This is a genomic window from Allostella sp. (genome assembly GCF_041913585.1).
Taxonomy (GTDB): Bacteria; Pseudomonadota; Alphaproteobacteria; order ATCC43930; family Allostellaceae; genus Allostella.
In genome coordinates, this window is the sequence record NZ_JAYSFE010000272.1 from 1 (window position 1) to 2,173 (window position 2,173).

The window sequence follows — 2,173 nt, forward strand, 5'->3', positions numbered from 1 at the left end:
GGGAACGCGACTACCGACCGGACCTGGTGATCTCCCGCTTCACGCGGCGGAAGCCCGACGACGACCTGGAACATCGGTTCGTCAAATCGATCGTGCGTCCCGAGCTGGTCGAACGCGAGCACATTCACCTCCCCGGGCTGCGCGATGGACGCTTCGTCCATTCCGACCTGTCCGATCTGGCCGAAATGGAAGCGCCGAAGGGCCGTGCCGCCCGCACGGTCATCGGCGACGTCCGGCTTCATCACTACATGCTGAAGTCGGCGGAGGTGTTCGAGGCGAAGCGCCGCCGCGGCGGCGCCGCGGCAACCTCTCGTCGACACCGGCTCCAGAGATACGGTGCCGATTTCTTCTCGGCTCGCGACGAAGCGGCCAACCTGCAGGTGGACGAGACATTGGCAGCGAAGGCCGGCCGTGTCCGGGAACTCGTGGCCGAGATGGCGGAACAGATCGCCGATCGCGTCGGTCGCGACCGGCTCGAGCAGCACTACGCGTTCCTGAAACGCGCAACTTCCGTGCATTTCCCAGCCGATCACGCGCTTGCCGACCCGCCAGCGCGCGGCGGTCGCCGCATCTACGTCCATATCGGTCTGCACAAGACGGGCACCACCAGCCTTCAGTCCTACATCGCACGAAACCGGGACAATCTGGCAGCGGCCGGGTTCCATGTTCCCCGAACAGGGAGCCGTCACCAGCTGGAAGGCCACCATCTGCTGGCCTGGAGCCTGAGCGGCACGCGCCCCGGGCGGCTCGCGGGCATCGACCCGGACCGTATGTGGAACGACCTTCGAAACGAGCTCGAACGATCCGCCTGTCCCAACGCGATCCTGTCCGCGGAGGACTTCTCCGTCCTCGACGATCGCCAGGTGCGACGGCTGGGAGTTTTGCTCGACGGCTTCGAGATCGTTCCCATCGTCATCCTGCGCCGGCCCGGGGACCTTCTCGAAGGTGCCTACCGCACCCACGTCGCCCTCTTGGGCGGATCGAAGCCCGTCGAGGAATTCGTGCGCGAGTGGCGGTCGGAGCACTTCAGCTACGACGTGTTGCTGAGGCGATGGCGCCAAATGCCGGGGGTGTCGTCGATGCTGATCGCGAGCTACGACGATCCGGCCGTCGGTCGGGACGTGGTGGGCGCGGTGCTGTCGTGGCTGGGCTATGCGCGTCCTCCCGAGACCGGCACGTCCGAGCCGCGGCTGAACAGCGGCGTGCCGGCCGCCCTGATCGAGCTCACCCGCTGGCTCCGCCAGTCCGGAGCGGCCAGGAGCGAGATCGCCGGCTGGCTCGAGGCAATGAGCCATCTCCCCTTCAGCCGGGCGCAAGTGGGCGACCCGCGCCTTGTACCGGCAGACGTCGAAATGACGCTCGACGCCGAGTACCGCCGGCACCTGGACCAGATCGAGGCGGACCCGCTGCTTGCCCCGCATGTTCGCGGCCGTCTGCCTCGCCCAGAAGCGCGGCGACTGCGCACGATCGCCGGTCCCGCAGACGCATTGCTCGAATTGCCCGCGATCATCGCGGGCCGAGCCGCCGCGGAGTTCGGCGGATCGTGGCTGCCGCGGCGGTTGCTGCCGCGCCTGGGCCCCGACCTGCCGGCCGAGTGTCCCGGCAACCTCGACCGGCCGGCCGCGCCCGGCGACATGGTCACGTTGAACAAGGACGACCCAGTGGTCTTTTCGGGGTGGGCCTTCCATGGCGAATCCTTCGATGCACCATGGTATCTTGTGCTGCGACCTCACGATCGGACGGCGGCGGCCGAACTGGTTGCACCGCTGAAGCCCGGGACGCGGCGCCCCGACATCGCCGCCGCCTTCCCCGACGAATTGCCGCACGTCACGGCGCGAAGCGGCTTTCAGGCGACAATGGATATGGCGGGCGTGCCGTGCGGCCGCTACGAACTCCGGGTCGCCTGCGAGGCCGCGGGCGGGCTCGTCCATGCACGCTGCCGGATGACCGTGAACGTTGGGAGGTGACCTGCGTGGCGCGGACCATCCTCACAAGATCGGCGAGGACAGCAGGATGACCGGGACCGGACGTTCTGCTGCCGGAACGGCTGACCGCCACCCGGCAGCATCCGGAAGGCCGCGGCTCTTCGTCCATGTCGGGCTTGCCAAGACCGGCACGACCAGCCTGCAATCGTTCCTCGTCCGGCAGCGGCCGGCGCTCGCGGCGGCCGGGC

1 protein-coding gene is annotated in these 2,173 nt (G+C 68.5%); it reads left to right on the forward strand.

Features of this window, described 5'->3' with window-relative positions; genetic code table 11:
- Nucleotides 1-1,967: hypothetical protein (locus ACE3Q3_RS24105; RefSeq protein ID WP_374450364.1), on the forward strand; the 1,967-nt coding region annotated here is incomplete at its 5' end.
- Between the last annotated feature and the right edge of the window lie 206 nt (nucleotides 1,968-2,173).